Consider the following 26611-nt stretch of genomic DNA (forward strand, 5'->3'; position numbering starts at 1 on the left):
CGACCCACCCGCGTCCACGCCCCGCATGCCCGCGCGCCCAGGCACCACCGACCCTGAGGAGCACTGAGCACCATGACCCAGACCCACGCCCCCGTCTCCCGCACCCCGCACGTCGAGCACGGTGCGCAGTTCACCGACACCCTCGTCACCGCGACCTGGACCCCGTCCACCGGCTGGAGCCCGGCCACCCGCGGCCCGCTGACGAACTTCGCCATGCACCCCGGCATGATCGGCCTGCACTACGGCCAGGTGGTCTTCGAGGGCCTGAAGGCCCACCGGCAGGTCGACGGCTCCATGGCGGTGTTCCGGCCCCGGGACAACGCCCTGCGGTTCCAGCGCTCCGCGCGCCGGCTCGCGATGCCGGAGGTGCCCGAGGAGATGTTCCTCCAGGCGGTCGACGCAGTCGTCGCCGCCGACGGCCACCACATCGACGACGACCCGAACGTCAGCCTCTATCTGCGCCCCCTGCTGTTCGCCAGCGAGGCCAACCTGATGCTCCGGCCGGCGAACGAATACACCTTCATGATGATGGCCTTCGTGGCGGGCGGATTCTTCGGCAGCGCCGTCGAGCCGGTGCGGGTGTGGGTGAGCCGGGACACGGCCAGGGCGTTCCCCGGCGGCACCGGCGACGTCAAGTGCGCCGCCAACTACGCGGGGGCGTTCCTGACCCAGCGCGAGGCGCAGATGCAGGGCTGCCACCAGGTCGTCTGGCTCGACGCCAGGGAGGGACGCTGGGTCGAGGAGCTCGGCGGCATGAACCTGTTCTTCGTGCGGGGCAGCGGTGCCGACGCCGAGGTGCTCACCCCTGAGCTGACCGGCACCCTCCTGCCCGGCGTCACCCGGGACACCCTGCTCACCCTCGCCACCCGGCTCGGCTACCGCAGCGGCACCACCCGCCTGTCCGTCTCCCAGTGGCAGCAGGAGTGCGCCGACGGCACCATCACCGAGGTCTTCGCCTGCGGGACGGCCGCAGTGGTCACACCGGTCGGCGCGGTCCGCGACGGCAGCACCGAATGGACGGTCGGCGACGGGACGCCCGGCCCGGTCACCATGCGGTTGCGCGAGGCGTTGCTCGACCTGCACCACGGCAAGGCCCCGGACCCGGACAGCTGGATGTATCCGGTGAGAGCCGGCAGTCCTCACCGGCAGTAGCCTCGCCGGCACACGCTGGACCGTGCGTGGGCAGGGCAGCGGGGCGACGGCGGAGGCCGACGCCCCGCTGCCCCGTCAGCCGGGCCAGGTCCGCCCATCGGGGTCAGCATGCGCAGCTCGCCGCGAACAATGCCGCGACATCTGCCTCGGCCGCCGTCACCGGACAACTGGAGCCAGCGGACCGCGATCACCCCTGATCGCGGTCTTCTGGCGTTGCTCCGGCACCGCCTACGTCGGGCACCCTCGGGTCAGCCGCGCAACGGCGCTCGGTTGCGCAGCAGCGCCGCAGTCTGCTCGCACCACTCTCGGTTCTCCTGCTCGAACCGGCGGCCGCGTAGACACGTCAAATACGGCCCGATGCGCTCGCTCTCGCGGAGGAACGTCTCCTCGTCCTGCTCGCCACGTAGCCGCTGCAGCATCCGATCGAAGATTTCCACCTTCGCTGCCGCCATGACCGCACGCTCCTGGAGCTGAGCGATGACCGGGGTCGGATCCAGCCGGTCGACGGCTTGGACCATGACGAGCAGATCCTCCCGGATGAACGGCGGCTTCGACGGCACCGCGGCGAACGCGGCCAGCTCCGCGAGGCCGGCATCGGTGACCGTGAACAGTCGCTTGTTGGGCCGGTCCCGTTGGATGACCTGCCGGCCGGTGATCAGTCCCGCACGCTCCAGCTTGGTCAGCTCGGCATAGAGCTGCTGGGGCACCGCGTACCAGAAGTTCGACAGCGACACGTCGAAGGCCTTGGCCAGCTGGTACCCGCTGTACTCGCCGTCGAGCAGTGCCGCCAGCACCGCGTGCCGTAACGCCATTGCCCGGACCTCACACTTCCCTGGCTACATAGTCAGTGATATGACTATTCCTATCGTAGAATATGGGGAGGCCATGGTGACGACCGTCGAGCGGTTCCGCGCCGCCGTCGAGGCCGGGGACCCGGACGCGTTCGAGTCGCACATCCTCGTCTTCCGCGCGACCGTACGTGGCAAGCAGATCCACGGCCTCGATCTGCTCCAGCTCGACGACGACGGTCTGATCGATGAATTCACGGTCATGGTCCGTCCCCTGTCCGCCGTCACCGCCCTGAGCGAGGCGGTCGCCGCCGGTATCGCCGCCGATGGCATCTCGGCGTGACACGGAAGGCCCGGCAATGAAACTCGGGTACACCACCGGTTACTGGTCCTCCGGACCCCCCGCCGGGGTCACAGAGGCCATCGCGGAGGCCGACCGCCTCGGCTTCGACTCGGTCTGGGCCGCCGAGGCCTACGGCTCGGACTGCCTCACCCCGCTCGCCTGGTGGGGCGCCAGCACCTCCCGTGTGCGGCTGGGCACCAACATCATGCAGATCTCGGCCCGCACGCCCACCGCCGCCGCGATGGCGGCGCTCACCCTCGACCATCTGTCCGGCGGTCGGTTCGTCCTCGGGCTCGGCGCCTCCGGCCCGCAGGTCGTGGAGGGATGGTACGGCCAGCCGTACCCCCGGCCGCTGGCGCGTACCCGGGAGTACATCGACATCATCCGCGCCGTTCTCGCCCGCAACGGTCCGGTCCGGTACGACGGCGAGTTCCACCAGCTACCGCATCGCGGTGGCACCGGCCTGGGTAAACCGCTGAAGTCCACCGTCCACCCGCTGCGCACCGACATTCCCATCTTCCTCGCCGCCGAAGGGCCGAAGAACGTGGCGTTGGCCGCCGAGATCGCCGACGGCTGGTTGCCGTTGTTCTTCTCTCCGAAGGCGGACGGGTTCTATCGGGCCGCGCTGGCCGAGGGCTTCGGCCGACCGGGCGCCCGCCGCAGCCCGGACGAGTTCGAGATCGCCGCGACGGTGCCGATCATCGTCGCGGACGACGTGGAGTGGGCGGCCGACCGGATCCGACCGTTCGTCGCGCTGTACGTCGGCGGCATGGGCGCCAAGTCGGCCAACTTCCACCGGGACGTCATCGCCCGGCTCGGTTACGAGCGGGAATGCGACCTCATCACCGAGGCCTACCTGACGGGCAGGAAACAGGACGCCATCGCCGCCGTGCCGACCACGCTGGTGGAGGACATCGCGCTGATCGGGCCCGCCGCGAAGATCAAGGACGAGCTGCAGCGGTGGCGCGAGAGCGTCGTCACCACCCTGCTGGTTTCGGGCGGCCCCCGGCAGCTGCGCCAGATCGCCGAGCTGATCGACTGACGACAGGGCTTTCTGCGAGTCGCCGGGGTCGACGACGGAGCCGGGGCTCAGCGACTGTTACCGCCTTCCGCACGCTCACGATCGGCGCTTACCCGGACGTCGCGAAAGTCCAGTACGGCCGCCCGAGCGGTGCGAACGAGCGTCGCAAGATTGCCGCGCGCCAGCAACAGCACGTCGTCGAGGACCTGCGGAGGCATCTCAAGCTCACGCGGGCCGTAGCAGTCGTGCCACGCCATGTCCGTGAGGTGCAGCAGATCGAGCGCGGCCTCGACCTCCCGCGCAGCGAACAGTGCCTCGACACGAGGCCTGCGTTCCTGGCGGCGCTGCTCACTTCCGGTCGCCATCGATGTCCTCCCAGCCGTGCCCGTAGGTCAAGAGGATCGCCCACCACCGCTCGCGTCGGCAACGGCCAGGTTCGCTTCACCTCCGTGCCGGACCCCGGGATGGCACGAGGCAGGCCGCAAATTAGTTTGTGCTGGCGACGCCCCTGCACCAAGCTGCCGCTAACGGTGGCTCGGTACTGGCAGCGCAACACCGCCGAGCGGCGCGTGAACAATCTCAAGCAGTTCCGCGCCGTGGCCACCCGCTACGACAAGCACAACTACATGTACGTGGCCACGGTGAAAATCGCCACCCTGAAGATCTGGCTAAGCGAACTCGCCCGAGGTGATCCAGTGGCTTGACCGGTCGGCCACACTTGCGGCGTGACGACGACAATCGTGCCAGTAGCCTGTACCCATTCGGCGTTCGATCAGGTAGCTGCCCTTTTCGACGACTACCGGGTGCACTACGGCAGACCGTCATCTCCCGAGGTGACCCGCTCCTGGTTGCACGAACAGCTCAGACAGCACCGGATCTGCGCTGCTGCCGCCGTTCAGGCCGATCATGTGTGCGGCTTCATCACCCTCACGATCATGCCCGCCTCGCTCATGCTGGGCACCGTATGGTCGATCCGCGACCTGTACGTGGCGCCACGCTATCGCCGTAGCGGTATCGCGAACGCACTCCTGCAGCACACCATCCATGACGCGCGCGCCGCCGGCGCGCTTCGCGTGTCACTCCAAACCGAGGCCGACAACATCCCGGCTTTGACGCTCTACACCGATGTCGGCTTCCGGCCCGTCACCGGCCTGCAAATACTCAATCTAAGCTTAGGTTCCACCCCTCAAGACCCAGGAGACACGACCTAGAAGCAGCGTGGCTGGCAGATCATCCGCTGCTGGGGTGAAGACCGTCCGATGGTGGTGGAGAGGCGACGTAAAGTCCGCCGGCCGACGCGGACACGGCCCGCCACACGGCAGGCCGCGCCGAACCGTCCTCGCCCGGCAGGTCTTCCTACCGGGCGTGGCGATCCGCTACACATAGCGTGTGGATCACCTCTATTGGAACCTTGGCGCGTGCGCGGGCGGCGCCGTGTTCGAGATCGGGTTACGCGGGTCGACCGCCCGGGTCTGCCTCATGGACGACGATGAGTACCAGGCGTACCTCGACGGTGACGAGTACGAGTTCTTCGGCGGCTTCTACGACCTCACCCCCGTAATCCTGGAGGTCCCCTACGACGACCAGTGGTGGCTCGTGGTGGACAGCAACCCCAACAACATCAGGGTCACGGTGAACCAGGTCTTCGACTGACTTGCCTGCTGATCGGCTGCCCCCGTCCCCCGGGTGATTCCGTAGGGCCAACGCCCGGCCGCCCGCCGCTGTACGAAGATTCCTCGATCTCCGCGTTGGCGCACGGCCGGGGCCTGAATGGCCATTGGAGCCGCTGTTCGGCGGGCTACAGGTTGTTGATTCGGGCCAGCAGTTCTGCCTCGGTCAGGTTTTCCAGGACCGCGTCCTGCTTGCGGCCCAGGACCGCCAGCAGCTTCTCCTTCTCCAGCTTCTTGGCCGCTGCCGCCTTCGCCGCCTGGTCCTCGGCGAGGCGGACGGCGATGACGTGCTTGACGACCTCCAGCTTGGTCTCCAAGGTTGCCTTGGCCGGGTTGGCTTCGGTGGCCACGAACGACTCGGTGTCGACGGCCTTGAGTTCGGCGTTGACCGCCTTGGCCACATCATCGAGGCTGAAGCCGGACTTGGCGGTCAGCGGAAGCTCCCACAGTTGTTCCGTGGTCAGCAGTCCCTTGGCCGACGGATAGCGGAACTTCTCCCGGGTGGCCTTCTCGAAAATGGTCACGGTGGCCTCTCTGGGGTATCTGGGTGGGGAGATCAGAACTGGATGTTGATGAGGCGGCGCCGGCCGCCGGTCATGGTCACCTTGGCGACCACAGAGCTGCGGACGGTGGAGCTGAAGCCGAGGCCGGAAAGCTGGTCCGGAGTCGGTTCGCACTTGGTGCGGTCGCCGAGTACCTCGAACACCTTGCGGTGCGGTTGCAGGTCGCTGCGGAGGAACTCGTTGTAGATCCCCCGCGTCGGCTGGTCGTTCACGCACCCCGTCAGGATGAAGAAGTAGTGCCGGTTGCCGACCTCGTTGTCGTCGAAGTAGTTCGGCGAGTACATGATGGTGGACACCGGTACGAACTGTTCGGTGGTGATGCCCCACAACTCCTTGCCCGCACTGCCCGTCTGCACGTCTTTGCCCGGCCGGAAAGCTGTGATCACACCGCCGGTGACCGTCATCCGGCCCACTTCGACGGTCTCCTTGTGGCCGACCGCGCGCTCGTGGCGGTAATTCTCGATCTTCCCGTTGCTCTCGGTCTCGATCACGAAGCCGCCCTGGGTGCTGTCCCGCTTGCGGTACTGGTTGACCTCGATCCGGTACTCACCGTCGGGGACACGGTCGGTCCACGTGACGTTCTCCACCGGCTCGCGGGAGAGCGCCCCGCCGGCGTTCATGTCGACGTCCAGCTTGTTGCGCTTCTCCTGGTACCAGATGTGGTCACCGTTGGGTTCGTACACGTGCAGGTCGAGGTCGTCGTGGTTGAACCACGACAAGCTCACCCGCAGCTTGCCGGTGACGTTGCCGCCGGCCCGCTTGACCTTCTCCCTGATCGAGTCGGTGACGTTGCCGCCGTACGACCAGGCGAAGTCGTTGTCCCACTTGAACAACCGCGGAGCAGTAGGGTGCCGGCCGGTGGTGAGGCTGACGAGGTGCGGCTCGTAGGAGTTGGCAACCCACAGGTCGATGGCGGCGGCTGCCGGCAGGACGTCCTTCATGAAGGAGACCACGCCGATCTCCTCCGGCTCGGCGTCGCGAAGGAGCGCACCTGACGACCGAGGGGTGGCCGCCTGCATGAGCAGTCCTTCGATGCCGTCCTTCATCCGTGCCTGGGTGTCGTTGTTGACCCACAGCACGTTGGTGACCGACACGTCGGACAGCCGGGCGAACCGTCGCTGCAACGACTCCTCGATGCCCAGCTCAGCAATGGTCTTCATGGCGGCCCTGACCATGGCCGGCGTGATCAACGCCGTGGGGCGCTGGTAATTCTGCGGCGCCACCTTTGCCTCGAACGACCGGACCGCCTGCTCCAGGTCGACGCCCTCGGAGAGATCCTGGACGAGGGTGCCGATCACCGTGTTGCGGAACCGGGCCGCCGGGTTCATGGCGTTGGCGAAGACGAAGGCACGTCGGTCGGCGGCCTGCGTCCACCGGCTCTGCAGCGAGCGGAACTCGGTCACCGCCCGGCGATGCTCCGTGCCACGGTAGAGGGCGTTGTCGTCGACGAGGTCGACTACGGTGTCCAGAGCGTGCCGGGTCAGCTCGGCCAGGCCACGTTCGAAGACCTGCACTGCGGCGTTGAAGGAACCCTGCGCCGCGCCGACGTCCTCTGTGCGATGCCGCTCCGCCACCCGACCGTGCAGGTGGTGCCACACCTCAACCTGGCCGTCGCGCAGCGTTCGCGTGGTCTTCGTTCCGTACTGCGGCTGAGCGGACCGGAAGATGGTGGACAACGGCAGCGACAGAACGAACTCGTCCAGAGCGGCGGCGACGACGGAGAAGACCGGGTCGGATGCCGACACCCCGGACCAGACGGTACGGACCCGCCCGTCGTGGATCTCGACGACGTTGCCGAAGTGCTTGATGAAACCGCGGCAGGTCGAGCAGTCGTACTCGGATCGCTCACGGAACCGCAGATTGATGCCGGCGGGGAAGGAATCGAGAAAGGTGAGCCAGAGCGAGTCCCGGTCGAGACCGTCGCCGACGACGTACAGCTCACCCCTGGACATGGTGGACAGACATGACGTCACGTCCGTCGCGAACTGCTCGAAATCGCCCACCGTTCCATCCCCCTTGAATCGCCGGTGATCTTACGGAGCGAACGCCAACCGGAGAAACACGTTTCCGGCTGCTCGCACGGTCACAAACGGGCACCGGTGGCCGGCGGTCAGTCGACCGAAGCACGTACTGCGGTAGGGTGCCGCGCCGGCGGTCACCAATTTCCCCAGTTGGCCGGTGGCGCCGATGAGAACATCCCGGCTCACGCTGTGGAGGCCTTCCCCGGCACCGGCAGGCCTGGGTGGCCCTCAACCTCAGCGACCGGTGGCATGGTGGTCAGGTCGAGCTGGTCCACGGCCGCGCCGGTCAGCCTGGTCACCGTGTCGGCAGGCGTCAACCCACGATGGGCTCAGTGCTACCGCCGCTGGCGGCGGCCCTGGGTGAGGTCGGCGCGTAGCTGGGTGCGGGTGCGCATCAAGATTCGTCCGAGCATGTTCTTGCCGGTGCCACTCCGGCCGCGTCCCCAGTAGTGGTCAGTGCTGGTGTCCTCGACGATCTCCTCGTCGCCGGTGTCCAACAGGACGGCGCGGATGTCGTCATGGGCGCTGAACTTGGCCGTCACGGCCCGGCGCATCACGTCGTCTTTGACCCGTTCCCAGTCGCGGCGCAGCGGCCGGGACCGGTCGCGGCCCAGCTCGGCGGCCCGCAACGGGGTCGCCGTCCGCCGGATGAGTTCGGCGTGGCGGGTACCGGGGAACTTCTGGGCCTGGAAATAGTGCTCGGAGGTCGTCCACCAGTGGCCGTCGAGGTCGAAGCCGTGGCCCGAGAAGTTGGAGAAGCAGCCGTACGGAACCTCGTCGGCACCGTAGAAGTAGATCGTCATCTGGGCCTCGGAGCGGGGGTCGGGGAACCGCACCGTGTCACAGGCGACGCCAGGCGGCAACCCAGATCGCTGGCCACCGTCCGGATCAGCCGGTGACCGCGCGCCAGGTCCGTCTTCGCTACCTTCGGTGACGGCCGTGGCAGGCGTAGGTCGGGTCAGTTGGCCGATACTCCAGGGCGGAGCCCTCCCGGTGAAGGTAGCGAGAAGGCAGCGGGAGCTCTGCTGCGAGCCGGGTCCGCACGTCAACCGATGACCCTCCGTCCGTGGCCCCCGACACGGTTCGTTCTCGATACGGTTCGCCCAAGTGGGACACGTCCTCGCCGACAACAACGGCACGTCGAACGACTGTTGCTGGCCGGGCGTGACCAGGTGATGCGGGAGGGCATGCGGGATCGCGCGGGAGGAGGGCGCCTTGCCGTCGGTAGTTCTGGCGCCGCACGCTGAAGAGCTGGATCAGCAGCTCCAGTCGCCCCATCGCCAAATCTTCCACGTGGCCTTCGGGCGACCGTGGTACTCGCAGCCCACGCTGCCGCCTGTGCTTCCTGTACCGCCTGTGCCTATAGCTGTCGGCTCCGCCTGAAAACTGGCTCTGGCGCAGATTCTGTGATTGATCTTGATGGCGGCTCACGAGTTGGTCAGGACGCGTTTGCGGAGGAGGTCGAGGTTCGCCCGGCCATACATCTGTCGCTTGATCGTCTTGATGCGGTTGACCTGGCCCTCGACCGGACCTGAACTCCATGGCTGGGCGAGGCCGGCGACGACGGCGTCGCGGTCGCTGACAAGACCGGCGGCGAAGCCGCGGATCTCGGGGTATCCGGCGCGGCGGGCGCGGTTGATCCAAGCGTCGAGGTGCTGCCCGGTGCCTTGGTGGCGGACCAGGGCGGCAAACCCGCGGGCGAGGTCGGCGACGGTGTCGAGGTCCGGGCAGCGGCGGCGGGCGTCGGCGAGAGCGGCGTGTTCGTCGTCGGTGAGTTTGTGGCCGGGTCGCATGATCCAGGCGGTGATCCGCCGGGCCGACGGCACCCGGACTGCGGTCGCAGGGGCGGGTCGGTTGCGGTTGATGGTGAGCCAGTCGCGCAGCACCCGCAGGCTGCCGTGGTAGCCGCGGGCCAGGATCTCGGCGTGCAGGTCAGCGGTCTGATGGACGCCGTCGGTGAGGCGTTGCTGCAGGTAGGAGTGGAACGGGGCGAGGACGCTGGGTCTGCTGCTGGCGTTCGGGCCGATCAACGCCTCGGCGGTGGAGGCGTGGGCGTACTTGCGGGCGGTTCTGACGTTCATGTCGAGGCGGCGGGCGGTCGCGCTGATCGACAGCCCCTCGGCTCGCAGAGCGTGCACGGCCGCGTGGCGTTGGCGCGTGTTCGCCGCCCGACGCCCCGTCTCGCCCGGCTCGTCGGCCGGCGCGGCCAGGGCAGATGTTGGTTCGGTGTGGGTGCGTAGGCATCGGCGGTGCCCGCGGATGACTTTCTCGACGGTGTCGCTGAGGTTCTTTAGCAGGTGCCACCGGTCGGCGACCTGGATCGCATCAGGTGCTCCCTTGCGGGCGCCGTCTGCGTAGCTGCCGCCTCGATCGCGGCAGATGATCTGAACACCGGGATGTTCGTGCAGCCAGGCGGCGAGGGTGTCGGCGGTGCGGTCGGGCAGGACGTCGATCGGTCGGCGGGTGTGCATGTCGAGCAGCACGGTCGCATAGCGGTGCCCACGACGGCGGGCGAAGTCGTCCACGCCCAGCACCGTCGGTGTCACCGGCGGCGGGTCGGGCATCCGGCGGATCATCCGGATCAACGTTGACCGGGAGACCGACACCGCCAACCGATGCGCCAGCCTGCTGCCCGGGCGACCGCCCAACGCCACCGCGACGGCCTCCAGGTCACCGGCCGCCACGACGGTGTGACGGGCATGCCGACGAGTCAGCCCGGGCACCTGCTCAACGAACGTCCGCCGCCCGCATTCGCCGTTCACGCAGGTGAATCGGCGGACCGTCAACGCGACCAGCACCTCGTGACCACCCAACCTGACATCCGCCAGCCTCCGCACATAGCGGCCATGCACAGTGGTCGACCAGGTGCTGCAGGTGCCACACCGCGCCCGCACAGTCTGTGTCGCCGCATCGATCCTGACCCCGACACCCCGGACCACCACCGCGTCCAACCGCAGGCCCGTCAGGTGCGGCAGCAACGCCGGAATGATCTCCATCCCGGCACCCAACCCGAACTACCGACGAGCGCGACTCACAAAATGTGTGCCAGAGCCCCGTTTGAGGCGGCGTTGACAATAGCGCCTGACTGGTTTTCCCATGGCTGCTGTACGTAGCAGAGGCCCGTCTTGCCGGAGCCTGGCTTCCCGTTCGGTGGCTCCCCGATCGCCTCGGTGAGGTTGTTCGATGCGTAGAAGTGGGCGTCGCCGGCATCATCTGGTCCGAGTAGCGAGCTGTTCCACTCTTCTTCGTAGCTTTCTCGCGCCTTGCCAACCAGGTCATAGGCGTGCCACATGTCGACATTGACAGGATTCGCGTCTGCGCCATCTGGCGCAGCCAGCGCTGCCTCGTTGTAACTGGAGTGCGGCAGCGACACGAGCGCGTCGGCGATCGCCTGCCCAGGATCGAATGCTTCAACCTCAGCCCACAGGGCGTCTGCCTGCGCCTCTCGCTTGCTGTTGTCGAGCGCGACGCCGTTCTTGTACTGGGTCCTGCGGAGGTCCGAGATTCTGTCGCCCTGAGCCGCAAGGTGGATGAACGTCTTGGCGTAGGTGGTGCACCACGTGGCCGGCGTCATCTTGCGTCCTGGCGGCAAGGTGAGCGCCGTGGGTGCAGGTTCCGGGTCCGGGGTGGTCGATAGGGCTTCCGCCGATCGTGTGAGCGCCGGTGTAGGAGCTGTCACGGGCTTGGTGGCCCCTTGGCCGCATCCAAGAGCCACGACTACTGCCGCGGTGGCTCCGAGCCAGGTTACGGGTTTCTTGCTCACAGATTCTCCTTGCAACAGCGTCCCTCAGGCTGCGGTTGGACCGCTGGCTGCGGGATGCCAGGGGCTTCGCGGATCAGCAGATGTTGGCCTTCGCCAACGCCACTACCTTCGCCGCCTGGGTGCTGTTGATGGTGGCGTCGCCGCCCGACAGTCGTTCCGCCGCTCGATCGGCGAGCTGCTTGTCGTTGAACTCGCCGCCCTTGACGTCCAGGCAGATGTTTTGCGCCCGGCGGATCGCCCGCTCCTCGTTGGTCACCAGGCCTTTATCAATCTTCTTGAGGCCCGCTAGGTAGTTCTTCTCCTTGGCGGTGAAGTCGGCCTGGGCAGGGGCGGCCGCGCTTGTAGTTGCAGGCGTGGCGTTGTCGGCGGACTTGGTGCCGCTGCACGCCGTGCTGGCCAGGACAAGGACAGCCGCGATTGTGATCATGGGTCGACGCATCGGCACATTCTGCGGTACGGGTTGCGTCGGGCGGTCCCGGGGATGGGCCAGCAGACAGTCGTGACAGTCCGTAACGGGTCGAGAGCTAGAAGCTGTGGTGACGTAATGCTCAGGAGGCTTCATATGCGTGCAAGCCACAACTGGTGCGGTCTACAACGGGGATCGGCGCCAGACGGGGCCGCCGCGGCTTGGGTCGGTAGCCGACGGTGGCTCTGGAAATGCAGGAACGCCGGTAGAGGTGTCGGTGAACCGCAGGAGGTCGATCGTCACGATCATCGGTACCACCCGGGCGCTTCGGTGTTGCTGCGGCGGAATCGCCGCCTGCGATGACGACAACAGCAAGGATCTGGCCGCCCTCTGCGGAGACCGCTACCGCCCCGATCTGTGGTCTGGTCGGGGCAGCCATGTCGCGGACACCGTGCACCAGGCCGTCATGCGAGCTGACGCCGGCGCGGCCCCCGCATCGTGTGTCCCACCACCCTTCCCTCGTACGCGGAGACGCCGGCGCCGTGCTCCGGTCCGTTCGCGAACGCCACCGTCACCGTGCCGACCTGGGGCACCACCGACACCACCTGCATCACCGGCCGGGTGCGGATCGTTAACGGGCAGTACTACAGGGGGGCCGGGGACGCGGCCGGTGAACGTGCTGTCGTGGGTCACGGCGGACGTGGACGGCGACGGCAGGGACGCCTACGTGGCGCACCTGAAGTGTGGTGAGGGCACAGAGTCGCCGGCCGAGCAGGTGGTCGCTTTCCGGCGGTCGGGTGGGCAGTTGCTGCCGCTGGGCCGAGTGGTCGGGACGCAGGACGGGCCGCCCATGCTGACCGCGATCGAGGCTCGCGCTGGCGGCCGGATCGTGGTGCAGGTTCTCGCCGAGGTGACCGACAGCAGCGCCCAGTTCGTTCCCCACCAGTGGCGCGTGTACGGCTGGCGGGGACACGGTTCCGGCAGGCAGCCGAGCCGACCTCGTTCTTCGCCGATCCGCCGGCAGCCGCGTTGTCCGTGCGGTCGAGTGCCTTGACCTTCCACCGCGCGAGCGGCGGGTACGCGGGTGAGCTGAACGTCACCATCCATAACGGCGGCACCTCGACGTGTCCCGCGCCGAGCTGGCGGTGTTCGTACCGGCTCAGGTGCGGCCGGCCGGCGACGGGTGGACCGGTTGCACGGTCGGCGCCGACGCCGAGGCGGTCGTGCTGCGGTGTATGGTGCGGGGCCTCGGGCGGGGGCGAGCCGGCAGCTCCACCTCGGGTTCGTCGCGCCGCCGATCCAGGGCCGCCCCGACGAGGCGATCGGGGCGGACAGCCACGACCACTACCTCACGTTTGACCAGCGTCCGCCCTACGTCCTTGAGAAGCCTAGGGACGCGTTGGAGGCGTCATTAGCCAGAGAAGTGAGTACCCATGGCTCAGGTTTCCAGGCCGACGTCCGCTCATGCCCGAATTGAGTGCCCTCGCAGGATCGGTCGACCGGACCTCCGGGTTCCAAAACTTTGGCCTGGTCGTTGAGCTGCGTAGAAGCGCGGCGGTCACGGACGCCTACAGGCATCAGTCAGGAGGTGACTGGATGGACCACGGCGCGGCGGTTGCACCGCCGGGCTCGATGCCGTAGTGGGCCAACGCTTCGTCGTTCTCGAGATACGACACGGCGCCAAGGTGGCCGATCTCTATGGCCGTCCTATGCATCCGGTCCACACCATCTAGATCGCCGGCCCGGCGCAGGATATCGATTGCCCGTCCCAGGGATCGGTGATCGCCACGCCGCACGAACGGATGCCAGACCTCGACGGCCTCGTACGGGCGTCCGGCGTTCTCGAGCCAGTTGGCGAGCGCGCGTGCGCCTTCCACGCTGTCCCGGGCCGCCGTACGGAGCCATCGTTCGGTCTCGGCCGGGTCGGAGAGATGCTCGCCGAGAAAGAGCATCGCGGAACGGTTTCCGCGTTCGGCGGCCTCCCGCGCCAGCGCCTCCGCCTCCTGACGGCGGCCATTGCCGGTCAGCAGTTCCGCGAGCGGTACGACGGCCCACGGCCGGCCCGCATCCACCGCGCTCTGCCACAGAGTCATCGCGGCGTCGGGCTCGCTGCGGGCGAGGTGGAGGTCGGCAAGCTGGCGCAGCGCTGATAGGTCGCCGGCGACTGCGGCAGCGTGGTACATGCGCTCGGCCGCGTCCTGGTCACCTGCCGCCTCGAGCAGGCGCCCTAGATACCACATGGCGGTGGGGTCACCGTCCTCGACCAGGGGTAGCCAAACCCGGCGGGCGTCCTCGGATCGGCCGAGCCGGATCAGCCAGTTGCTGGCGCGGGCGACCGCCCTGAAGTTGTGCTGGACAGCCGCAAGGACGACGCCTTCCCAACGTCGTCGCCGTCTCCATGCGCCGCAATCCACCCGCGTTGATCAGCTGTCTGCCTTCGCGGGCAGGGTCCGGCCGAGGAAGTCGCGGATGAGGTCGCCGGCCTCGTCCAGGTTGCTCTCCAGCAGGAAGTGCCCGCCGTCGAGGAGGTGGACCTCGGCGTCCGGCAGGTCTTCGCCGAAGGCGGTCGCCCCGGCCGGTGCGAAGATCTGGTCGTTGCGGCCCCACGCCGCCAAGACGGGGATCCGGTCCGCCCGCAGGCGTTTGTGGAGTCGGGGGTAGAGCGCGCGGTTCGCCGGGTAGTCGCGGAACAGGCGTAGCTGCGCCTCGTCGTTGCCGGGACGTTGGAGCAGCGCGTGGTCCAGGGTCCAGGTGTCCGGGCTGACAACGCTGGGGTCCGGGACGCCGTGGGTGTACTGCCAGACGATCGCGTCGCGCTCCAGGGCGGCACGCATCGCGGCCTCGGTCTCGCGGTTCGGATCGTCGGCGTACGCCCAGACCGGTGCCCAGAACTCGGGGACGAAGCCGGCCTCGTAGCCGTTGCCATTCTGGGTGATGACGGCGGTGACGGGGGAGTTCGCTTGGAGCACGAGTCGCCAGCCGATCGGTGCGCCGTAGTCCTGAACGTAAATGGCGTAGCGGTCCAGGCCGAGTCGGTCGAGCAGCCCGGCGGTGAGGCGGGCGAGCGAGTCGAAGCTGTAGTCGAACTCGTCGACCGTGGGGTGGTCGGACTGGCCGAAGCCGAGATGGTCGGGCGCGATCACATGGTAACGGTCGGCCAGTATCGGAATGAGGTCACGGAACATGAACGAGCTGGTGGGGTAGCCGTGCAGTAGGACGACGGCGGGAGCATCGGTCGGTCCGGCTTCCCGGTAGAAGAGTCGCTGCCCCTCGACGGTGGCGTACCGATGGAACACACGCATACCTAACCTCCATGAAATTTCAATGTGGTTAGGACTCTACTGGTAGACTCCTAACCAGTCAAAAGCGCTTGAGCGGTTAGGGGTGTCTGGGTGGTATCGACCGACGAAGATCTCCTGCTGCTCATCCTCAACAGCACCCCAGTGGTCGACGGCGAGCCGCGCGACCTGCTCGCCGACTCCACTCGTGCCCGCGCGACCCTGCGTGAGTTCGGCGGCACCGGCACCCACGAGGAGTGGGACGCCGTCCGCTCCGCCCGCCCCCTGCTGCAGGGAGTCGCGCGCGGCGAGCTGGCGAGCGACTCCCTCGCACCGCTCCTGACGGACGCCTGCCGGGTCCCGCACCTGACCGCCACAGGGCTCGACTGGTCGTTGACCGCGCCGCCGGACCGGCAGTGCGTGGTGCGCGCGGTGCTCGCTTGGGCCGACCTACGCGAGGTCGCCCCCGGCCGGCTCCGACCCTGCGCCAACGACGAGTGCCGGCTCTTCCTGATCGACCGCAGCCGGGCCAACACCGCCCGCTGGTGCTCGATGGCTGCCTGCGGCAACCGCCTCAAGGCCCGTCGGCACTACCGCAGGGCACGCACATAACCCTGTGAAATAGTCACCCGCACAGCCCGCTGGACGAGCCCCGCAATCACCGGTCCGTGACGTCACCTACGACGAGGACCGCAGCCAGATCCAAGCCGGCACCGGCCCCCAGGTCATGGCCGCTCTACGAAACGCCGCGGTCCGCGCCCTACGCCTGACCGTTGATGGAACGGGAATGGGGCAATGTCGCATGCTCGGACACCGCACCAAGCCGCCACGGTTGGCGCGCGAAGCCCGACGGAAACCCAGTCCTACCAGCACTGGACCCGTTCTAGGAGCGGATCCTGTTGCGGCGGTGTCACCTGCCGTGCTGACCCCGAACCAACGACCGCCACCCTGGCCATGCTGCGGCCAGGTCGGCGTTCACGCTGCCCGAATCTCGGGGTGGCGCGTCGGCGTTACGCCAGAGAAAGTGGGTCGGCTCGACTAGTGGCAGTCGGTCACCGAGGCGGTGACCAGCTACTGCGCGGCCGGCTGCCACGCCTCGACCTGGTAGGACGGCGCCGCGTGTTCCGGCTGGTCGCCGGTCGCGGCGAGCTCAGCCCGTCGGTCACCCAAAAGCGCGAGGCGGTTGCGGTGCCGGTAGCACGTCGGAAGTTGTTAGGCTGGCGCTGCGCGGCGGAGACCGCGATGAGGGCGTCGAGGGAGCGGATCATGGTGACGGGGGACGACGACATCTCGGGGTGAGTGGCCCCGGCCGCCTGCCCGCCTGCGCCGACGGTGGCCTGTCTTGTCGTAGACCTGTCTGCCCGACCGGGGCGTTTGTCGCGTACCCCGGCTCTCTCTTCGAGGGTGTCTCCCGATGTCTGACGTCAGCATCGTTTGTACGAACCTGTCCTTTTCCTGGCCGGACGACACTCCTGTCTTCCGGGATCTGTCCTTCACCGTGCCCCCCGGCCGCACGGGCCTCGTCGCGCCCAACGGCGCCGGCAAGACCACCCTGCTCCGGGTGATCGCGCGCGACCTCACCCCGACCGGTGGCGGCGTGACGGTCGAGGGTGTCCTCGGCTACCTGCCGCAGGACCTGCCCCTGGCCGGTGACCTGACCGTCGCGCAGATCCTAGGGATCGATGCGGTCCTCGCGGCACTGCGTGCCATCGAGGCAGGTGACGCGGCGGAGGAGCACTTCACGGCAGTCGGGGATGACTGGGACGTGGAGGAGCGCAGCCGCGTCGAGCTTGACCGGCTGGGCCTCGGTGACGTGAGGTTGGAGCGCCGCCTGCGTACTCTCAGTGGCGGGCAGGTGGTGTCGCTCGGCCTGGCGGCGCAGCTGCTCAGGCGTCCGGACGTGCTGCTGCTGGACGAGCCGACCAACAACCTCGACATCGACGCCCGGCACCGGCTGTACGCGGTGCTGGAGGGCTGGTCCGGGTGTCTGCTGGTGGTCAGCCATGACCGGGTCCTGTTGGACCTGATGGACCGCATCGCCGAGCTCGACCGTGGCGAGGTGCGCCTGTTCGGCGGGAACTTCACCGCGTACGAGGAGGCGGCGCGCGTGGCACGCGAGGCGGCGCAGCGGAGCGTGCGCAGCGCCGAGCAGGACGTGAAGCGGGAGAAGCGGGAGATGCAGCAGGCCCGGGAGCGGGCCGATCGCCGCGCCAGCAACGCCGCGCGCAACCTCGGCAACGCCGGTCTGGCCCGGATCGTCGCTGGTGGACTCAAGCGCAGCGCCCAGGAGTCGGCCGGCCGGGCACAGCAGGCGCACGCCAACCGGGTCAGCGAGGCCCAGAACCGGCTCGACGAGGCCAGTCGGACGCTGCGCGACGACCAGATGCTGACCCTGGACCTGCCCGACACCACCGTTCCCGCCGGCCGCACCGTGGTCGCCGGCGAGCGTATGCAGGTCTACCACGACGACCGGGCCGTCTTCGCCGGCGCCGGCGCCGACCTGACCATCCGGGGACCGGAGCGGATCGCGCTGACCGGCCCCAACGGAGCCGGCAAGTCCACCCTGCTGCGCCTCTTGCAGGGCGACCTCGACCCGGACGCCGGGCAGGTGCACCGCGCCGACGGTCGCGTCGCGTACCTGTCGCAACGCCTGGACCTGCTGGATCTCGACCAGACGGTCGCGGAGAACTTCGCCGCGTACGCCCCCGACCGACCGCAGGCCGAACGGATGAACCTGCTCGCCCGGTTCCTGTTCCGCGGCGCCCGAGCCCACCTTCCCGTCGGTGTGCTCTCCGGCGGTGAACGGCTGCGCGCCACCCTCGCCTGCGTCCTCTATGCCCAACCGGCACCCCACCTGCTGTTACTCGACGAACCCACCAACAACCTCGACCTGGTCAGCGTGAGCCAACTGGAGAGCGCCCTCACCGCCTACCGGGGTGCGTTCGTGGTAGTCAGCCACGACGAACGGTTCCTCATCGACATCGGTGTGCAGCGGTGGCTCCGCATCGACGGTGGCCACCTGCGCGAAATTCCCGCACTCGACCTCGCCTGACCAACGACTCCGCCCGCTTCGGGCCACGGGCCCCGCCGGCCCGTGGCCCGGGGCACCCGAAGATGACCCGACATGCCCGAGTCGCCAACATACCCACGTCCAGGGGCGAGCGCACGGCGTCGGAGTCCTCGCACATCACGTCCGGGACACTGGCCGGCGTGCATGGCCTCCGGGATGTAGCCGGCGCTCACGGCTCTGCCGAGTGAAGGCGTCTGACAGGTGCACCAAGGGGAATGGCATCCACGGGTGGCATCTCGATCGGTATTCGGGCAATTCGAGCGGGCCGGGCCGATGTGGCCCGGCCCCACTGCTGATCAGGATGGGCGAAGCGACGTGAAGAACTGCCTCAGTTCGCCAGCGAGCAGGTCCGGTTCTTCCAGGGGCATGAAGTGTCCGCCCCTACCTGGTTCGCTTCAGTGTCGGATGTCGGTGCAGGCGCGTTCGGCCATCTTTCGGGGGTAGTTGGCATACGAGGGCTCGGTGCTCACCGTGAACCCTGCGGGCACGTGATGTCGGGCCGTGGGCTGTTGTGGTGGAAGCTGTAGTACTGCCGGAACGAGGAGCCGATGGCGCCGCTCGCCCAATAGAGGGTGATGGTCGTCAGCAGGGTGTCCCGGTCGAAGCGGCTTTCCAGGTCTCCGTCGTTGTCGCTCCAGTCGCGGTACTTGTCGATGAGCCAGGCGGCCAGTCCGGCTGGGGTGTCGGCTAACCACGCGGCGATGGTGTCCGGCCGGGTGCCCAGCTGGAGAGGCTCGTCGGTAATCGTTGGGCTCGTCGCGACATAAGCCAGGGTGAGAGTCGCCAAGGCAATGGGGGTTCGGGTGGGTCCACCGAAGAAGAGGGACGAGGACTGGTTCACCGGCCTCTACGTCGCCGAGTACGCGAACATAGTGAGGTATGGCCTGCGCCGACTCGCGGACCCCGACGCGTCAGCGGAACTCGCGCAGGAGGTATTCGTCGTCGCCTGGCGTCGTCGCCACGAGGTGCCGGACCGCAGTCTGCCCTGGTTGTACGGGGTGGCCCGTCGGCTCCTTGCGAACCACTGGCGGTCGCGGCGCGCCGCCCCCGATGTCCTGCTATCACCGGTGCCGACCTGGAACGGGTCGCCATCTCGTCGGGTGCCGACACCACCGTCGGGGTCGCCGATATCCGGGCCGCGCTGGCGATCCTCAGAACTCGATCAGGAAATTCTCCGGCTGATCGGCTGGGAGGAGTTGACGGTGTCCGAGGCGGCCCAGGCTCTTGGCTGCACTCGGGCGACTGCGGCGGTGCGCCTGCATCGCGCCCGCCGCCGCTTCGCCGAAGCGATGTCGGACCGGCCCGTTCAGTCCCAGCGCCGTCCCGTACTGGCGATCACGCGAGAGGAACTGTGATGTTCGGAGTAGAACGCACCCGTACCCTCCTCGGCCCGGTCGACCCGGCCCGGAGCGCCGCCGTCGCTTCGCCGCTGGTCTCGGCACATGAACTGATCAACCGTGCCGGCACCACCGGGATGGTCGCCGGACGTCGTCGCGTACGCCCGACCCGCCGGCTGGTTCTGGCCGCTGGGACGCTGGCGGTCGCGGTCGGTGCCGTGTCCGTTCTCCGACCGCTCGACGGGCCCTCACCGGATGTCCCGGGCGGGCCCGGGAACGCAGCGGGATCGGTGCTCGTGCCGGTCTCGTACCAGTTCGACACTGATCCGCCGGAGGCTGGCCCGCGATTGCGCGCGCTGGCGGGCACGATCAAGGACGCGGAGTACGACCACCTCGGTGGGCGCTACATGTACCACCACATGAAGGTATGGGGCGATCCGGTAATGACCTCCGCCGACGGTCGCCACCAGGTCGCCTTCGTCGGCGAGACGAAGGTCTGGCAGGCCGCCGACGGGACCGGTAGCCAGACAAACACGCAGTTGGAGCCGCAGTACCCCGACCAGGAGTCCCGCGACTACTGGCAACGCAACCTGGACTCACGTCCCGCAGCCGGCGCCGCGGCGGCTCCGGCCCTGATCCCGCTGCCGCCCATGGAGCTCACGCCTCCGTCGGCTGACCCGTCGCGGCTACGCGAACTGCTCAAGGTCGAGTACGGGCCAGGCGCCGCGAGCAAGGAGGTCAACACTCTCTATGCGCAGTTCGTCATACCGCGTGCGGTGCGAGCAGAGATCCTGCGGGTCCTCGCCGACGTGCCCGGCTTCCGCTGGCGGGGGCAGGTGACAGATCGCGCCGGTCGGAACGGCCTCGCCGTCACTTTCGACGACCGCGAACACGACGCGCAGTCTCTCCTGATCTTCGACCCGAAGACGGGTGAGCTGCTCGCCCATGAGCGACTGACGCTGTCGCCCATGCAGATCAGCGCGTACCAGGTGATCCTCGATACCGCCTGGACTGATCGAATGGGTTGAACGCCGAACTCAGGGGCCGCTCCTTCCGGGAGCGGCCCCGATTGACCTGAATCCCCCGGATCCGCACACCGCGACTCCCTGACGGCGGCGTGCGGTACGTTGAGCGGGCCCCTGCAAGCTCGCCCGGTCGACGTTTACGCCATGTCGCGCTGGCAGGGCGGGCTGGAACACAAAGAGGCCTTCCTCGGCCGCATCGTCGACATCGGCGCGGAGCCGTTCGCCATGTCGGCGGTGTGCGTCCGCGCCGGCTCGGAGCGGGAGCACCGGGCAGCGGGCACGGAGCTGGCCGACCTGTTCTGCCGGCAGGCCCGACTGCGGGCGAAGGCCCTGTTCGCCGCTCGCTGGGACAACACGGACCCGATCGACGTCGAGGCGTCCCGACGGATGGTGTCCGGCCGCTACGCCTTCCTGGAGGAGGGCGTCATCCCGCGGCCCGCCGAGGGCGCCTGGGTGTCCGCCTGGGAGTCGGGCCCGGCCACGGCGGACGACGTGCGCCGCCGCATCCGCCCCTTCCCGACCGGGGACTGACCCGGGCAGGGACAAGCGGGACGGCTCACGGCCGCGCACAGGACGGATCCGGCCGCCACCGCGACGATCGTCAACGGCAGCGCGCTGGTGAGCGTCGTCGCCGGAATCTCTCCCGAGCCGTACTGGCCCCGCAGCGCCAGCGCCGCGCCATAGGCCACCGCGGTGACGATTCCACACGCGATCATCAAGGCCGGAAGCATCGCCCATGCCGAGGCTGCGAGTGTGATGCGACGGCTCTCGACAGCAGGATCGACGAAGCGCCGGTGCCGGGTGAAGCTGACGGCGGCGTCGAGCGCACCCGCCACCACGACGATGACGATTCCGATCATGGTCAGGAGACGCACCCAGCCGGCGTCATCGTGGGACTTCCGGACAGCGCCGAGCCATTCCTGACCGGGCAGGCTGACTTCCGGCAGCGCGACGAGCGCGAACGCGGCTTGAGCGATCGTTCGGTAGCCGGACGCGCCGTCGGGGTTCAGGACGAGCAGGGCCCGCAGGCCGTCCGCCTCACCGGCCGGCACCGGTGCTTCGGCGGAGCGGGCTGTGACTATCCCCAGTGTCACGAGCGCGCGACCGAATTCGCTGGGCCGGGTGGTGATCTGATTGATCGGCGTGGGCGCGGACGGGCAGGTGGGACTGGACCCGAGCTGCGCCAGCGCGGCGCAGGCGCCGGTCACCACCACCCTGCGCTCGCGGGTCGTCACCCCGAGCACCCGCTCGGCGCCGAACCGCTCAACGAGCCGGGCTCGGCCGGCGGTCAGGTCACTGCTGGTGATCTGGATGATCCGATCGCCGACGGTGGCGCGCAGGTGGAGGGCCGCGGCCTCCTCAGCGCCGGTCCGCGTGACAGTGCACAGGACGACCGTGGAGCCGATGAGAACCAGGCTGAGCAGGGCGGCGAAGCTGGCGACCGGCGCGGACCCGGTGCGGAGCCATCGCGCGGCGGCAGCCAGGTGCTCGTGGCCTCCGGCGGATGCGCCGAGCCGCCGACCGAACGCGACAGCGCCGCGTCGCGCCACGAACGGCGTCGTCACCATGAGGACGAGACCAGCGGCAGCAAGCACCCAACCACCGAGCGGCATGCCCGTTGCGGCCAGGATCGCCACGATAACGGCGCCGGTGGCCAGGCGGCGCGGCCAGGCGCTCTCAGTCGACGGGCCGCCGGCGCGCAGCGGCCGGCCGGTCGAGCGCCGGTGAGCAGTGAGGTCAGGTATCGACGCGGCAACGGCGACACCGACAGCTGCGGCGACGACGAGCGCGACGAAACGCTCGAGCCCTCCGTCGACGTCGCCGGCCGTGAGCCGGAAACCGGTGATCGGCAGCGTGACGCCGAGCTCGAGAGCGCACCTCCCGAGCGCACAGGCCGTCGCGGCTCCCACGGTGGCGGCGACCAGCGTCTCGATCACAGAGCGGGCGAGTCCCACTGGCGTCCGTTCCTGAGGGCGACGACGTCGCCGGGTCCGCCCGGCGACATGGGCCAGGAGAACGGCGGGTGGACCGGCCAGGCACACCACGAACCCGGCGAACACCTCCGGAGAACGGTCGCGGGCGCTGCTCACCCAGGCGAAAGGGTGGGACTGGCCCCACGCGGAGATCGAACGCCAACCCTCCGCCGTGGCGGCAGGTGGGTCGACCGGCCGGTAATAGACGAAGAACTCGTTGAGATCGGCCAGGCCGGCGGCCCCGATCGCGCCGGCGAACCTGCCGTACCGGCTCCGCAGGTCCCCCGTCTCGTCGGCGGCCAGCAGGGCCGGAGACAACCACGCCTCACCCGGTTCCGGCCAGCGGGGCAGCCCCGGTGGCGGGGAGCCATCGGCCAGCGGCACCAGGCCGACCACGGAGAACTGACGTCCGTCGAGGACATCACCACTCTCCCCGTAGCGGGCAAGGGTGGGCGCGGCGCCGCTGACCATGACCGGCGACCGCTGGGACAAACGCTCCTGCCGGGCCGCGTCGATGTCATAGCCGCCCACCACGAGCCAACTAACCAACGCCGCCACCGCACCGGCCAGCGCCACGACGGCAGAACGCACGATGAGGGACACCTCAGTCCAATCGATTGCGCAACGGGTCGGCGGCCGCCGGAGCGACCGCCGACACCTCGGTGGCCCTAGTAACCGGTCCGCACGGTGTTGCCGCAGCTCCAGCCGTACCATTCGCCACGGCAGGCCGCGATGCGGTTGATCAGGGACGACTCGTACGCCGAGTCCGCGCACGTCCCGTTGCCGCCGTAGTTCTCCACGGCGGTTGAGCCGCCGTTGTTCATGTAGTACTCCGCCCTGACCGGCTTGCTGTCGCCCTTGCTGTCGCAGGACGTGACCTTGTGTCCGTAGCTCCAGTCGAAGGCGTACGAGCCGGTGATGCTGGCCGTCACTGCCTGGGCCGGCACCGGCGTCGCCAGGACCGACGCACCGGCCAGCATCGCGGCCGCGATCCAGGTTTTTGTCACATTTCCTATCATTCCCGTTCCTTCCGAAAGGACGCTGCCGCCACCGACCGCCCGATGCTCCGGCCCGCGTCTGATGCGCCTACCAGGCTGAGACGCCCCGGCCCTGGTTCGGTACCGAGCCGGTCTCCGTCCGGTATTGATGCGGTATTCCGCAGCGGATCACCGAGATCCGGTAATTTCGATATCGTGATGGCGTTGCCGTGCTCGATACGGATGGTCGCCGATACATGGACTTCAGGCTGCTCGGTCCGCTCGCTGTCAGCGTCGACGGACATGAGGTGCCCCTCGGTGGTGTCCGATCGCAACTGGTCCTGGCCGGCCTCCTGCTGAACGCGGGACGGACCGTGACCGTTGCGGAGCTGGTCGACCTGACCTGGGAGGAGGCTCCGCCATCGACCGCCCGCAAGCAGATTCAGACCGTCGTCTCGCAGCTGCGCCTGCTGCTCGGCGACCATGCGGGCGGTCGTCTGCACACGGACAGCGCGGGTTACCGGCTCGAGGTCGACGAGGAGCGGGTCGATGTCCTCCGGTTCATGACCGGCGTGGCCGACGCCCGGGCCCGACTGTCCAAGGGTGATTTGCGTGGCGCAGCCGACCGCTTCCGCGAGGTGCTGGCGCTGTGGCGCGGAGGTCCACTGGCCGGCCTGCCGGGCGCCATGGTCCGGTCGCACGCCAACCGGCTCGATGAACTGCGTCTGACGGCGCTGGAGGAGACGGCCGAGATCGAGCTACGGCTGGGCCGGGCACGGCACCTGATTCCGGAGTTGCAGGCGCTGTGCGACACCCACCCCCTGCGCGAGCGGATCACCGGCCTGTTGATGACCGCACTGGCCGCCGAGGGGCGGCGGGCGGACGCCATCGCGTTGTACCACGACACCGCCGCGACCCTGCGCAATGAGCTGGGTGTCGAGCCGGCCGAAGCGCTTCGCGATGTGTACCTGGAGGTGCTCCGGGAACCGCAACGCGCAGCGCCGGCTGTCGACGCCGCAGCCGGACCGCGCGACGGGACGGCCGTCGCGCCGGCCCAGCTCCCCCTCGACGTGCGCGGCTTCGTCGGTCGTGAGGCGGCGCTCGCTGAACTCGATGGGCTCGCCGACGCGGCCGTGTCGACCGATGCCGCCGTGGTCGTCTCCGCCCTGTCCGGAACGGCCGGGGTGGGCAAGACCACGCTGGCGGTGCATTGGGCACACCGGGTCCGGCACCGGTTCCCGGACGGACAGCTTTACGTCAACCTGCGCGGCTTCGACCCGGCCGGCGCGGCGCTGACCGCCAGCGAGGTCCTGCACGAGTTCCTGACCGCGCTGGGAGTGCCACCGGTGCGGATTCCGGCCGACCTGGTCACTCGGTCAGCCCTCTTCCGTACCCTGCTCACCGGCCGGCGCATGCTGATCCTGCTGGACGATGCCCGCGCGGCCGACCAGGTCCGTCCGCTGCTTCCCGGCGCGCCCGGATGTCTGGTCCTGATCACGAGCCGGAACAGGCTCACCAGCCTCGTCGCCTCCGAGGCAGCGCACTGGGTGCCACTGGATCTGCTGAGCTTCGACGAGGCGAGGGACCTGCTCGCCCAACGCGTCGGCAGCGACCGTACCGCCACCGAATCCGACGCCGTCGCCACGATCATCGGCTGCTGCGCCCGCCTCCCGCTCGCCCTCGCTGTCGCCGCCGCGCGGGCGGCCACCCAACCCAACCTGCCGCTCGCCGTGCTCGCCGGCGAGCTCCGTGGTGGCGACCGGCTCGACGCGCTGTCCACCGGGGACGCCGGCACCGACATGCGCTCGGTGTTCTTCTGCTCCTACCGGTCGCTGAGTGTGGCCGCGGCGCGCCTATTCCGCCTTCTCGGCCTGCATCCCACCGCGGAGTTCTCCGCCGCGGCCGCCGCCAGCCTGGCCGGGCTGCCGCCGCCACAGGTCCGGCCCCTGCTGGCTGAGCTGGTCCGGGCGCATCTGGCGAGCGAGCCCGCATCGGGCCGGTACGTGCTTCACGCCCTCCTGCACGAGTACAGCAGCCAGCTGCCGCACGACGAACCACCCCACGCCGCGACCGGCCGGATGCTGGATCACTACCTGCATTCGGCGCGGGCCGCCGACCGGCTGCTGGAACCCGCACGCGATCAGATTCCGGCCGGCGCGCCGGGCGCGGGGGTCACCGTCGAGGTACCGGCGGACCATGAGCAGGCACTGCGCTGGTTCACCGCCGAGCACCGTGTCCTGCTCGCCGCAGCCGACCACGCCACCCGCGCCGGCTTCGACCGCTTCGCCTGGCTGATCGCCGATGCCGCTGCGACGTTCCGGTACCGGCGGGGGATGTGGCACGACCAGGTGGCCGCTCAACGTCACGCGCTCGACACCGCAACGCGGTCGGGCGACGTTCCCGCACAGAGTTCCGCCCACATCCACCTCGCGCGTGCCCACCTCCGGCTGCGTGACCATGACCAAGTCGAGGCTCATCTGCGAGCGGCGCTCACCCTGTGTCGGCAGCACAACGACCCGAGCGGGCAGGCCCAGACCCATCACTACTTCGGCGCGTTGCGGGAGCAACAGGGCCGATACCAGGAAGCCGTCCGGCACGGTGAGCAGGCGGTGACCCTGTGCCGGGCGAGCGGCCTCGGCTTCGGTCTCGGGCACGCGTTGAACGCGGTCGCCTGGCATCGCGCCCGGCTGGGCCGCCACCACGATGCCATCGCCCCCTGCCGGGAGGCCATCGAAGTCACCGAGAAACTCGGCGACCGGTCCGGACAGGCCAACGCGTGGGACACCCTCGGGTACGTCCAACAGCACGTCGGCGAGTTCGGTCCGGCCATCCTCAGTTACCGGCGAGCCATGGACCTGTATCAGGACCTGGGGGATCGGTACTTCGAATCCGTGGCCCTGACACACCTGGCTGAAACTTACCGGGCGGCCGGCCAGCCGGACTCGGCCCGCAAGGCATACCTGCAGGCTCTCGACGGACTCGACGAACTCGGCCATCCGGACGCGGACGGGGTCCGCGCCGCCCTCTCCCGGCTCGACGCCGACGGCGCCCAGGTGAGGATCCCGCCGTCCACGGCCGGAGGCTGATCAGGGCCTGCCCGGTAGCGGGGTCGAACGGCACCGACTCGTGGTCGTAAACGATCAGCGAAGCGGCTGTTGTCAACCCGTTGGCGTAGCCAAAGCGAATATTGGCCAGCTGAACTGCGTCGGGGGCGTTCGCATCGG

At 68.9% G+C, this 26611-nt stretch carries 24 protein-coding genes and 1 pseudogene; 12 read left to right on the top strand and 13 right to left on the bottom strand.

The genetic code is table 11. The features are described from left to right. Window positions 1–72: 72 nt before the first annotated feature. Window positions 73–1152 carry a branched-chain amino acid aminotransferase gene (locus MRQ36_RS28490; protein WP_242799833.1) on the top strand — a complete coding sequence of 360 codons (1080 nt, stop codon included), beginning with the start codon at window positions 73–75 and terminating at the stop codon, window positions 1150–1152. 248 nt (window positions 1153–1400) lie between these two features. On the opposite strand, the gene MRQ36_RS28495 is transcribed toward MRQ36_RS28490, so the two are convergent. Next, window positions 1401–1964: a PadR family transcriptional regulator gene (locus MRQ36_RS28495; protein ID WP_242799834.1), complete on the bottom strand. Its 564-nt coding sequence runs from the start codon at window positions 1962–1964 to the stop codon at window positions 1401–1403. 73 nt (window positions 1965–2037) lie between these two features. On the opposite strand from MRQ36_RS28495, the gene MRQ36_RS28500 reads away from it, so the two are divergent. Both MRQ36_RS28500 and MRQ36_RS28505 read left to right on the top strand, forming a co-directional pair. Then, window positions 2038–2283, top strand: a complete 246-nt coding sequence (locus MRQ36_RS28500; protein WP_242799835.1) for a hypothetical protein — start codon at window positions 2038–2040, stop codon at window positions 2281–2283. Between the two features lie 16 nt (window positions 2284–2299). Beyond that, window positions 2300–3325 (top strand): LLM class F420-dependent oxidoreductase, encoded by a 1026-nt coding sequence (locus MRQ36_RS28505; RefSeq protein ID WP_242799836.1) that lies wholly within the window; start codon window positions 2300–2302, stop codon window positions 3323–3325. 47 nt (window positions 3326–3372) lie between these two features. Here MRQ36_RS28505 and MRQ36_RS28510 read toward each other — a convergent pair whose 3' ends face one another. Beyond that, window positions 3373–3669: a hypothetical protein gene (locus tag MRQ36_RS28510; RefSeq protein WP_242799837.1), complete on the bottom strand. Its 297-nt coding sequence runs from the start codon at window positions 3667–3669 to the stop codon at window positions 3373–3375. A 165-nt stretch (window positions 3670–3834) separates the two neighbouring features. Between MRQ36_RS28510 and MRQ36_RS28515 the strand changes: the two genes are divergently transcribed. The 3 genes from MRQ36_RS28515 (at window position 3835) to MRQ36_RS28525 (ending at window position 4957) form a co-directional block, all read left to right on the top strand. After that, entirely contained in the window at window positions 3835–4008 is a 174-nt protein-coding gene (locus MRQ36_RS28515) for a hypothetical protein (RefSeq protein WP_242799838.1), read from the top strand. Window positions 4009–4029: 21 nt separating this feature from the next. Next, window positions 4030–4515 carry an N-acetyltransferase gene (locus tag MRQ36_RS28520; protein ID WP_242799839.1) on the top strand — a complete coding sequence of 162 codons (486 nt, stop codon included), beginning with the start codon at window positions 4030–4032 and terminating at the stop codon, window positions 4513–4515. Between the two features lie 178 nt (window positions 4516–4693). Beyond that, window positions 4694–4957, top strand: coding sequence for a DUF1883 domain-containing protein (locus MRQ36_RS28525; RefSeq protein WP_308194931.1), 264 nt, complete (start codon window positions 4694–4696; stop codon window positions 4955–4957). A 145-nt stretch (window positions 4958–5102) separates the two neighbouring features. Here MRQ36_RS28525 and MRQ36_RS28530 read toward each other — a convergent pair whose 3' ends face one another. The 9 genes from MRQ36_RS28530 to MRQ36_RS28570 all read right to left on the bottom strand — a co-directional run bounded on the left by MRQ36_RS28530 (window position 5103) and on the right by MRQ36_RS28570 (window position 15029). After that, the gene (locus MRQ36_RS28530; RefSeq protein ID WP_043328857.1) at window positions 5103–5498 is read right to left on the bottom strand and encodes a hypothetical protein; all 396 of its coding nucleotides are present in this window, start codon (window positions 5496–5498) and stop codon (window positions 5103–5105) included. A 32-nt stretch (window positions 5499–5530) separates the two neighbouring features. Continuing rightward, window positions 5531–7540 (bottom strand): hypothetical protein, encoded by a 2010-nt coding sequence (locus MRQ36_RS28535; RefSeq protein WP_242799840.1) that lies wholly within the window; start codon window positions 7538–7540, stop codon window positions 5531–5533. Between the two features lie 353 nt (window positions 7541–7893). Next, a complete protein-coding gene (locus MRQ36_RS28540; protein WP_242799841.1) occupies window positions 7894–8394 on the bottom strand; it encodes an NADAR family protein in 501 nt (166 codons plus the stop codon). A 591-nt stretch (window positions 8395–8985) separates the two neighbouring features. Then, a complete protein-coding gene (locus tag MRQ36_RS28545; RefSeq protein WP_242792175.1) occupies window positions 8986–10554 on the bottom strand; it encodes an ISL3 family transposase in 1569 nt (522 codons plus the stop codon). Window positions 10555–10589: 35 nt separating this feature from the next. Next, on the bottom strand, window positions 10590–11321 hold the full coding sequence (locus tag MRQ36_RS28550) for a hypothetical protein (protein WP_242799842.1): 732 nt from the start codon (window positions 11319–11321) through the stop codon (window positions 10590–10592). Between the two features lie 73 nt (window positions 11322–11394). Further along, on the bottom strand, window positions 11395–11748 hold the full coding sequence (locus MRQ36_RS28555) for a hypothetical protein (RefSeq protein WP_242799843.1): 354 nt from the start codon (window positions 11746–11748) through the stop codon (window positions 11395–11397). Window positions 11749–12191: 443 nt separating this feature from the next. Beyond that, a complete protein-coding gene (locus tag MRQ36_RS28560) occupies window positions 12192–12338 on the bottom strand; it encodes a hypothetical protein (RefSeq protein WP_242799844.1) in 147 nt (48 codons plus the stop codon). Window positions 12339–13304: 966 nt separating this feature from the next. After that, the gene (locus tag MRQ36_RS28565; protein WP_242799845.1) at window positions 13305–14141 is read right to left on the bottom strand and encodes a tetratricopeptide repeat protein; all 837 of its coding nucleotides are present in this window, start codon (window positions 14139–14141) and stop codon (window positions 13305–13307) included. A 9-nt stretch (window positions 14142–14150) separates the two neighbouring features. Beyond that, on the bottom strand, window positions 14151–15029 hold the full coding sequence (locus MRQ36_RS28570) for an alpha/beta fold hydrolase (RefSeq protein ID WP_242799846.1): 879 nt from the start codon (window positions 15027–15029) through the stop codon (window positions 14151–14153). A gap of 90 nt (window positions 15030–15119) precedes the next feature. On the opposite strand from MRQ36_RS28570, the gene MRQ36_RS28575 reads away from it, so the two are divergent. Both MRQ36_RS28575 and abc-f read left to right on the top strand, forming a co-directional pair. Next, window positions 15120–15617, top strand: coding sequence for a CGNR zinc finger domain-containing protein (locus MRQ36_RS28575; protein WP_242799847.1), 498 nt, complete (start codon window positions 15120–15122; stop codon window positions 15615–15617). A gap of 802 nt (window positions 15618–16419) precedes the next feature. Next, complete coding sequence (gene abc-f / locus MRQ36_RS28580) at window positions 16420–18057, top strand: ribosomal protection-like ABC-F family protein (RefSeq protein ID WP_242799848.1); 1638 nt, start codon at window positions 16420–16422, stop codon at window positions 18055–18057. Between the two features lie 484 nt (window positions 18058–18541). Here the strand turns inward: abc-f and MRQ36_RS28585 are convergent, their stop codons facing one another. Then, on the bottom strand, window positions 18542–18862 hold the full coding sequence (locus MRQ36_RS28585) for a hypothetical protein (protein WP_242799849.1): 321 nt from the start codon (window positions 18860–18862) through the stop codon (window positions 18542–18544). Between the two features lie 16 nt (window positions 18863–18878). Between MRQ36_RS28585 and MRQ36_RS28590 the strand changes: the two genes are divergently transcribed. From MRQ36_RS28590 to MRQ36_RS28600, 3 genes and pseudogenes are all read left to right on the top strand, one after another. Beyond that, the gene (locus MRQ36_RS28590; protein ID WP_242799850.1) at window positions 18879–19430 is read left to right on the top strand and encodes an RNA polymerase sigma factor; all 552 of its coding nucleotides are present in this window, start codon (window positions 18879–18881) and stop codon (window positions 19428–19430) included. After that, a complete protein-coding gene (locus MRQ36_RS28595) occupies window positions 19430–20440 on the top strand; it encodes a CU044_5270 family protein (RefSeq protein ID WP_278187620.1) in 1011 nt (336 codons plus the stop codon). Before MRQ36_RS28590 ends, MRQ36_RS28595 begins: the two co-directional genes overlap by 1 nt. A gap of 115 nt (window positions 20441–20555) precedes the next feature. Continuing rightward, window positions 20556–20968 (top strand): annotated as a pseudogene (locus MRQ36_RS28600) (acyl-CoA dehydrogenase); the annotation flags it as partial. 2110 nt (window positions 20969–23078) lie between these two features. Here the strand turns inward: MRQ36_RS28600 and MRQ36_RS28605 are convergent. After that, entirely contained in the window at window positions 23079–23417 is a 339-nt protein-coding gene (locus MRQ36_RS28605) for a hypothetical protein (protein ID WP_242799852.1), read from the bottom strand. 227 nt (window positions 23418–23644) lie between these two features. Here MRQ36_RS28605 and MRQ36_RS28610 point away from each other — a divergent pair, with 227 nt between their 5' ends. Then, window positions 23645–26473 carry a BTAD domain-containing putative transcriptional regulator gene (locus tag MRQ36_RS28610; RefSeq protein WP_242799853.1) on the top strand — a complete coding sequence of 943 codons (2829 nt, stop codon included), beginning with the start codon at window positions 23645–23647 and terminating at the stop codon, window positions 26471–26473. Window positions 26474–26611: the final 138 nt, after the last annotated feature.

The sequence above is a fragment of the Micromonospora sp. R77 genome, assembly GCF_022747945.1.
In the GTDB taxonomy this organism is placed as follows: domain Bacteria; phylum Actinomycetota; class Actinomycetes; order Mycobacteriales; family Micromonosporaceae; genus Micromonospora.

Coding starts and splice junctions, on each gene's coding strand:
- MRQ36_RS28560 (WP_242799844.1), bottom strand. CDS start 12,338: ATGCAGGTGGTGTCGGTGGTGCCCCAGGTCGGCACGGTGACGGTGGCG.
- MRQ36_RS28610 (WP_242799853.1), top strand. CDS start 23,645: ATGGACTTCAGGCTGCTCGGTCCGCTCGCTGTCAGCGTCGACGGACAT.
- MRQ36_RS28545 (WP_242792175.1), bottom strand. CDS start 10,554: ATGGAGATCATTCCGGCGTTGCTGCCGCACCTGACGGGCCTGCGGTTG.
- MRQ36_RS28505 (WP_242799836.1), top strand. CDS start 2,300: ATGAAACTCGGGTACACCACCGGTTACTGGTCCTCCGGACCCCCCGCC.
- MRQ36_RS28500 (WP_242799835.1), top strand. CDS start 2,038: ATGGTGACGACCGTCGAGCGGTTCCGCGCCGCCGTCGAGGCCGGGGAC.
- MRQ36_RS28495 (WP_242799834.1), bottom strand. CDS start 1,964: ATGGCGTTACGGCACGCGGTGCTGGCGGCACTGCTCGACGGCGAGTAC.
- MRQ36_RS28555 (WP_242799843.1), bottom strand. CDS start 11,748: ATGATCACAATCGCGGCTGTCCTTGTCCTGGCCAGCACGGCGTGCAGC.
- MRQ36_RS28570 (WP_242799846.1), bottom strand. CDS start 15,029: ATGCGTGTGTTCCATCGGTACGCCACCGTCGAGGGGCAGCGACTCTTC.
- abc-f (WP_242799848.1), top strand. CDS start 16,420: ATGTCTGACGTCAGCATCGTTTGTACGAACCTGTCCTTTTCCTGGCCG.
- MRQ36_RS28510 (WP_242799837.1), bottom strand. CDS start 3,669: ATGGCGACCGGAAGTGAGCAGCGCCGCCAGGAACGCAGGCCTCGTGTC.
- MRQ36_RS28490 (WP_242799833.1), top strand. CDS start 73: ATGACCCAGACCCACGCCCCCGTCTCCCGCACCCCGCACGTCGAGCAC.
- MRQ36_RS28595 (WP_278187620.1), top strand. CDS start 19,430: ATGTTCGGAGTAGAACGCACCCGTACCCTCCTCGGCCCGGTCGACCCG.